The sequence below is a fragment of the Zooshikella ganghwensis DSM 15267 genome (genome assembly GCF_000428585.1).
GTDB classification, from domain to species: domain Bacteria; phylum Pseudomonadota; class Gammaproteobacteria; order Pseudomonadales; family Zooshikellaceae; genus Zooshikella; species Zooshikella ganghwensis.
In genome coordinates, this window is record NZ_AUAF01000208.1 from 1 (window position 1) to 6,097 (window position 6,097).

At 39.6% G+C, this 6,097-nt stretch carries 11 protein-coding genes and 1 pseudogene; 6 read left to right on the forward strand and 6 right to left on the reverse strand.

All coding sequences use genetic code 11. The features are described 5' to 3' along the window. Positions 1-155: 155 nt before the first annotated feature. From F607_RS0123960 to F607_RS0123985, 6 genes are all read right to left on the reverse strand, one after another. Complete coding sequence (locus F607_RS0123960; protein ID WP_027710084.1) at positions 156-554, reverse strand: hypothetical protein; 399 nt, start codon at positions 552-554, stop codon at positions 156-158. A gap of 116 nt (positions 555-670) precedes the next feature. Next, positions 671-1,144 (reverse strand): hypothetical protein, encoded by a 474-nt coding sequence (locus F607_RS0123965; RefSeq protein ID WP_157365585.1) that lies wholly within the window; start codon positions 1,142-1,144, stop codon positions 671-673. A 308-nt stretch (positions 1,145-1,452) separates the two neighbouring features. Next, on the reverse strand, positions 1,453-2,025 hold the full coding sequence (locus tag F607_RS0123970) for a DMP19 family protein (RefSeq protein ID WP_027710086.1): 573 nt from the start codon (positions 2,023-2,025) through the stop codon (positions 1,453-1,455). A gap of 66 nt (positions 2,026-2,091) precedes the next feature. Beyond that, on the reverse strand, positions 2,092-2,433 hold the full coding sequence (locus F607_RS0123975; protein WP_027710087.1) for a hypothetical protein: 342 nt from the start codon (positions 2,431-2,433) through the stop codon (positions 2,092-2,094). 115 nt (positions 2,434-2,548) lie between these two features. Then, positions 2,549-2,914 (reverse strand): hypothetical protein, encoded by a 366-nt coding sequence (locus tag F607_RS0123980; RefSeq protein ID WP_027710088.1) that lies wholly within the window; start codon positions 2,912-2,914, stop codon positions 2,549-2,551. A gap of 95 nt (positions 2,915-3,009) precedes the next feature. Then, complete coding sequence (locus F607_RS0123985; RefSeq protein WP_157365586.1) at positions 3,010-3,363, reverse strand: hypothetical protein; 354 nt, start codon at positions 3,361-3,363, stop codon at positions 3,010-3,012. Positions 3,364-3,514: 151 nt separating this feature from the next. Here F607_RS0123985 and F607_RS35860 point away from each other — a divergent pair, with 151 nt between their 5' ends. From F607_RS35860 to F607_RS0124010, 6 genes and pseudogenes are all read left to right on the forward strand, one after another. Then, positions 3,515-3,991 (forward strand): RHS repeat-associated core domain-containing protein, encoded by a 477-nt coding sequence (locus F607_RS35860; RefSeq protein ID WP_027710090.1) that lies wholly within the window; start codon positions 3,515-3,517, stop codon positions 3,989-3,991. 45 nt (positions 3,992-4,036) lie between these two features. Beyond that, positions 4,037-4,369: a polymorphic toxin type 17 domain-containing protein gene (locus tag F607_RS0123995; protein ID WP_027710091.1), complete on the forward strand. Its 333-nt coding sequence runs from the start codon at positions 4,037-4,039 to the stop codon at positions 4,367-4,369. 16 nt (positions 4,370-4,385) lie between these two features. Then, the gene (gene imm31, locus F607_RS0124000) at positions 4,386-4,673 is read left to right on the forward strand and encodes an Imm31 family immunity protein (RefSeq protein ID WP_169719843.1); all 288 of its coding nucleotides are present in this window, start codon (positions 4,386-4,388) and stop codon (positions 4,671-4,673) included. Between the two features lie 228 nt (positions 4,674-4,901). Then, positions 4,902-5,024, forward strand: a pseudogene (locus F607_RS35865) (RHS repeat-associated core domain-containing protein); the annotation flags it as partial. Between the two features lie 18 nt (positions 5,025-5,042). Continuing rightward, positions 5,043-5,420: a hypothetical protein gene (locus tag F607_RS34360; RefSeq protein ID WP_157365587.1), complete on the forward strand. Its 378-nt coding sequence runs from the start codon at positions 5,043-5,045 to the stop codon at positions 5,418-5,420. Position 5,421: 1 nt separating this feature from the next. Then, positions 5,422-5,826, forward strand: a complete 405-nt coding sequence (locus F607_RS0124010) for a hypothetical protein (protein ID WP_027710094.1) — start codon at positions 5,422-5,424, stop codon at positions 5,824-5,826. Positions 5,827-6,097 lie beyond the last annotated feature (271 nt).

Consider the following 6,097-nt stretch of genomic DNA (forward strand, 5'->3'; position numbering starts at 1 on the left):
CTTATCCGTTAGGATAATGAATTTTGATCCATCCGTCCCTGAGTGAAAATAATCCAGCCTGAAAATAGCCGATACGCAGGGTTATCGGCTATTTTGGTGGATTGGGTGTTCAATAATGAAGCAGTTTAGATACCAGCTCTTACCCGATTATAGCTTCAGCTCAAGATATCAACATTATGTGACTTCAAATTTAAACGTTTGATAACCAGCTTTTCGGTTTTAGTCAATGCATTAAACCTAACTTGAAAAATTTCATCATTTTCACCGAGGTAAACGCCTTCAGTCCATTCAATAGAATCTGGTTCACTAAACAAATAAGTAGTTTCTTTTAACTGAATGTCGTAAACGGAAATTCCACAGCCAGCTATTACAACATACCGTTCATCAAAGGTAATAATGGCAGAATCAGGCTCACCATAAATCCACGCAATATTTTCGTCAGACTGTTCATATTCAGTATGACTTTTGCAATTAGCCTTATTCTTCAAATAGACGTAATCAGCTAGCGAAAAGACTTTATATTTCGATGATTCTGCTAGGTACCTATACTCCATATATTATGTCTTAGCTATAATTATTAACGAACGTCACATTGACACAAGCGAGCTTCATTGTAAGCTCTGAGGATATTGGTATCCAGCAGGGTGGCTTGATAACTGTTCTTATCCAATTATGCGATTTCAACGACCAAGGCACACTCTCTTTCCTTGGCTCGTCTCAGTGCATCATAGATAAAAAAGACACCGCTTTGTTCGTCATCTTTCCATTCTGTGACCACATTAATTGGCTCAAGATCTGAAGCTAACTGATCAATATCTTCAGGGAGAACCCAGGCAATTCTGTATACACCGTCATCTGATTTGTACTTATGGCCATCCAGCTTCGCTATTGTCATACCATCAAAAAGAAGTTTTTGATAATACTTACAGGTAAACTCTGAACAGTCTGGAATTACCTTTCTCAAATCATCTGCATATCTACGCCACTTCATCATTGAGGTATCTATTGTCTCAAAAAGAGTAAACTCAATATTTGTAACTGAACTTAAATCTTCATAAAAGATTAGCTCGTCAACGACTCGGTCAATTAAGCAGGCCTCCTCCTCTGTATCTACCTCTAACGAGGCAGGGCCATTGTCATTCATTTTTATGGCCATGAGATATATAGATTCGTTAAATTCATCGGGATATTCAGATCTACAATTCTCCATACACTTAATTAAGGAGGGAAGGTTTTCAAAAACAATGCTTTCTATACCATCCTTTCTTCCCAATGAATAATGAACATATGTACCCATTGACTCGACCTTATCTATGCAGCAGGCTCCACGCATAACGCCATCATCACAGACCAAAGCACGTAGTGCGGAGGTCCATCCCCGAAGAGACGATTGTGCTTGGCCTTGTGGTTAGTGCTATCCAGTGGGGTGGGTAGGGAGCGGCTATTAGCTGATTATGCCTTGAGCCTACCAACCGGAAACCCACATTTTTTGCAGCTTTTTCTATAATCCGGGACTGGCTGAGAGCACTCAGGACAGACACGGCTTGAATATTTCTCATCCTCGATTGCTTCAGCTTTATAATCAATCTCTTTTGTGACAAAACGCGGTGTATTTTGACCTTTTGCTTTTTTAGAAGCCCACATTTCCACGTCGTTTTTTGGGCCATAGAACTCAGCTGCATTTTCCTGAACATAACTGTCAACTAGCTGGCCAAGAGGGTCAGGATAGTCAGTAAAATGATTAGAAAGAGCTCTCATTTCCTCACTGAATATTGAGCTTTCATCCTTTTCATAAATATTTTTAGCTTTAAGGAAGGTTTTTGCCATTTCAGTGGCTTTAAGAGTTAGTAATGCCTGATATGTTAATTCAGGCTCATTATCATCACATTCAAAAAACTTTTCTAAGCCACCGTTATTTGCATACGCCTCAAGAAGCCAAATCAACCAATAGGTCTTTTCTGGATCTGATAAATTCTCAAACCCTACCGAATCGATTCGGTCCTGGACTCTATCCTCTATCTTCATGAGCGATACTAATTAATTGATGAGGCAAAACGTCCCAGCAAGCTAACGAGCGACTTAACCGGCTTGTTATGCAAACCATTTCTTTATCCTTTGAAGCAACGTCTTTTGTTCCGAAAACGCCGCTTCTTTGAAGCGCAACAAATTACTGGACGCTAGCTTTTCTACTAAGGGCAGCTCAGAGGCCACAACAAGTAAATTCGCTGGGTGATCATGATATGACCATAGCTCGCTACCACCCACATTGATTGAGAAATTAATATATTCTTTCAATCTCTTATTCGTACACCATTCTTCTATGGACCCGGTTGCTGCAACATTATTGATCAAGACTTCCGCTTTCGGATGTGCATCCATTGCTGCACGAATTACTGTTGAGTATTTAGTTGTGTTTATCTCTAAATATTCCATATTTACGCATAACTATTAATAAACGCGTCTCTTACGCAAAACCTAACCCCATTGTAGGCCTTATGGTTAGTGTAATCTAGCAATATTGGGTAGATATTAGCCAATTAGATGGCAATTACTTTCTTACTCTTTTGGTTGTATAAATTGTTCTAATTTGTTTTTCCTCGTTACCACAAAAATCAGGCTTAAACTTATGAAAAACATTATCCTCTTCGATTTTTTCAATCAAAATACTACCGCATTTCTCACACTCATATATCTGCTTTGAGTTTTGGTAAAATATCCTAGACCAAAGTATGTCGGCAATATCTTCGTTTAATATGTTTTCTATGCCAGCCTCTTTAACTTTTTCAATAATTTCGTCAGACACAACTTCAACTAAATCACACGATACGGTATCTGGTATATAACCAGCTTTGTAAGGAATATAGTCAGTTTGGTCTACTATCACATGACCGCAATTACATCCAATTTTTGACATAGTGATCCTCAGCCTTATCTAACTAATAATAAACACCACTCCGATGCATACCTAACCTCATTCAGCAAGATTGGTAGGGAGCTGCACTTAGCTGATTAATGATTTGGGTGAATCGACTTACTACCAATAAAAGCATCATCTTTAAAGAGCAATACTGTATTTTCCAACCTAAGAGCTCTCATCGTATCATCTAAGCTCAAATCAAGCTTCTCAGCCTCACGAGCGTTAAGCTCACTTACGATAACTCCGTTATTTAGTAAAACTTCATGCACATGATCAAAGGATATGTCCGCCCCTGACTTGCGAAATATATGCTCTATTTCATAGGTCGTTATAAATTGACCCACTAAAGCATCTTTCCAGTACTTTCCCCAGAAAAACAATGCCAGATTGCTAGCTAAGGATATAACCAAGAGCACTGATATTATGTAGATTGAATACTTCTTCATATTAATCATTAACGTTCAAAGCAGTGGTGCGAAGCATCCGACTGTCTTTGCTTGTGTACGCCCGGCATGGGCATTGAATTTATGGGGTGTAAGTCTCCTGTAGGAAGATCACCCTGAAGTAAACCTAACCTCATTGTAGACCTTATGTTTAGTGGTATACAGCAAGGTAACCGATAATCCTAATGGTGATGGGCAAAGCGTTACTTTAAATCTGCGCTTCCCTGGGCAATACTTTGATGCAGAGAGTGGGCTCTTTTACAACTACCTAAGAGATTATGACCCTGAGACTGGGCGCTATATTGAGAGTGACCCTATTGGTCTGCAAGGTGGGCTAAATACCTTTGCTTATGTCCATGGTAACCCCATGCGATACTATGATCCTTATGGACTATGGGCATGGGGTGATCCTTTACCTCAAGGACTTGTAGACTTCTCTGCAGGTTTTGGGGATGGTATATCTAGCACCGTCACATTTGGCATGTACTCCACTGCCGACTTGCGTGATGACATGGGTATCGATGGCGGGGTTGATGAGTGCTCTGCCATGTACCAAAACTCTGAGCTTGCCGGAGAGCTGATGCCTGTTGGCACTGTGGCTGGAGTTGCAGGGAAAGGGTATAAAGCTTAAAAATCTTCGAAGAAAATCAAAAATGCCACAAAGACAGATGCAGATTTGCCCTTTGATCCTAGAGGCACAGCTGGAGCAGCTAAGGCCTGGTCTTCGGTAAAAGGAAGACTAAAAGCAGCTCAACTACCAACTACAGGAAAAATTAGATTTGTACCCCGAAAAGGTTACGACCCTTCGAACCCACTCCCTAGAGGACCTAATGGGGGCTATTTGGATAGATTTGGTAATGAGTGGAAAAAAGGACCATCTCGAACACAGGGACAGGCTTTTGAATGGGACGTGCAACTTTCAAAAACAGGAAAATCTAAGTTAGGCTGGGCAACTCGCGATGGTAGCCATGCAAATGTTTCTCTTGATGGACGGATTACACATAAATAGGTGAACAATGCAAGCTATGTATAAGTTCTATGAAGTAGTTAAAGTGGTCACATCCCGGTCACTACTATCTGAAATAAACGGGCAGGAAGCAGCAATACTAGGCATGGCTCAGAATGAAAGTGGTCAGTGGTTCTACTCTGTGCAAATTCTTGAAAATGATGAAGGCTGGGATGTAATGGAAAGTGAATTACAGGCTACTGGGCGAATCTTGACTCGTGAAGATTTTTATGACGGTGAATCGTTGAGTATAGAAGTTAATTCTGAGAGTGGAGAAGGAACACTTAAAAATAAGACTCCACACTAAACGTACTAATTATTATTGGTCAAAAAACTGTATTTAAAGTCACTAGGCTCACACTTGTCTGTGGGCTTTTTATTATGCTTACTACCTATAAGCTTCACTCAGCCGCTGATACACTTAACAACAACATACCTCGACGTCATCAAAGTGCATCGAGGAAGTCGCTCTTTAACAGAAAACTGCATCGAAGTGCTCCGATGCTAGGCTCGGACGCACAAAGCCGTCCTAGTTTACAACTATTTCCGGGATTACGATCCAACTACTGGACGCTACATCGAAAGTGATCCGATTGGGTTAAATGGTGGGTTGAATACCTATGCGTATGTAAGTGGTAACCCTATTAGATATGTTGACCCTTTAGGCCTAGTTCAAATGTGTCACCGAGACTTATTGTTACCAATACCTTATGCGAGACATTGCTTTTTAAAATATTCAGACGGTACAACTTCAAGTTATGATCCTAGTGGGGTTAACCCAGATCCAGATCCAAACCAAGAAGGAACAGTTTGTTCTAGTCCTCAAAACCCTGAAGAAGACTCTTGTATAAAAAATGCAATGCAGAACTGTGAAGCCGATAATTACGACTTTACGAAGTTCAATTGCTGTCATTGTGCTGAGCAAGCGATGAAGCAGTGTAGGGTTAGTATTCCTAGATCTGCATGGCCGAACTGGCCTTTTAATCCAGGCCCCCAATTTGGAGAGCCAGGCTATAGTCCAAATCCAGTATATGGCCCCAGCTTAGGTGAGTAATATGAAAAATAATACGATAAAAGCTTGGTCTGCTGGTTTTTTACTAATAGTTTTTTTCACTATTATTAGTGAAGCAACAGTTGCTTTTAATGATTATATATTTCATCGATTAGGTTTTAACCGTAATATAACATTGATATTACTTTGGTTATTACCATGTTTAGCATCTTTTATAGCAGTATATTATTCTCGGTCAAAAGAAATAATATCAACAATATCGTATTTATTAATACTCCCTTTTTTAGGTTCTACGGTTCACTATATTCATGGATATTTAGGTGGGACTGTAGATTTTAAAGGTATAGCAGGAGCAATTGTAACTTTTAAAATTTATTTTTTAATTGGAAGCATTTCAATAATTACAGGAGCCATACTAGCTTTTGTAATTTCAAAAACGAAGTTATAAACTATACTAAAAATATAATTATAAGCCTACAAATGTAGGCTTTTTTATAAAAAATTTTAATTACCCCATAACGTTTTTTTAGCGTTATGTCTTAGAATTAAACCTTCCAATACGGTTCTAGCCGCTTTCTGATCTTCTTCATCAAAATCCAGCAGGGCTTCCAACTGCGGTTTGAGCTGCTCTTTATATAAGCTGCTACTGATTTATATTCTGGTGCCCTTAGTGCTCTGGCCCCACCGCAGAATACTCAACCCCCTCGAAAAAACTTCCG

What these genes read in the sequence shown, in the direction of transcription:
- F607_RS34360 (WP_157365587.1), top strand. Translation starts at nt 5,043, where the DNA reads ATGTGTCACCGAGACTTATTGTTACCAATACCTTATGCGAGACATTGC.
- imm31 (WP_169719843.1), top strand. Translation starts at nt 4,386, where the DNA reads ATGTATAAGTTCTATGAAGTAGTTAAAGTGGTCACATCCCGGTCACTA.
- F607_RS0123985 (WP_157365586.1), bottom strand. Translation starts at nt 3,363, where the DNA reads ATGAAGAAGTATTCAATCTACATAATATCAGTGCTCTTGGTTATATCC.
- F607_RS0123960 (WP_027710084.1), bottom strand. Translation starts at nt 554, where the DNA reads ATGGAGTATAGGTACCTAGCAGAATCATCGAAATATAAAGTCTTTTCG.
- F607_RS0123975 (WP_027710087.1), bottom strand. Translation starts at nt 2,433, where the DNA reads ATGGAATATTTAGAGATAAACACAACTAAATACTCAACAGTAATTCGT.
- F607_RS0124010 (WP_027710094.1), top strand. Translation starts at nt 5,422, where the DNA reads ATGAAAAATAATACGATAAAAGCTTGGTCTGCTGGTTTTTTACTAATA.
- F607_RS0123970 (WP_027710086.1), bottom strand. Translation starts at nt 2,025, where the DNA reads ATGAAGATAGAGGATAGAGTCCAGGACCGAATCGATTCGGTAGGGTTT.
- F607_RS0123980 (WP_027710088.1), bottom strand. Translation starts at nt 2,914, where the DNA reads ATGTCAAAAATTGGATGTAATTGCGGTCATGTGATAGTAGACCAAACT.
- F607_RS0123965 (WP_157365585.1), bottom strand. Translation starts at nt 1,144, where the DNA reads ATGAATGACAATGGCCCTGCCTCGTTAGAGGTAGATACAGAGGAGGAG.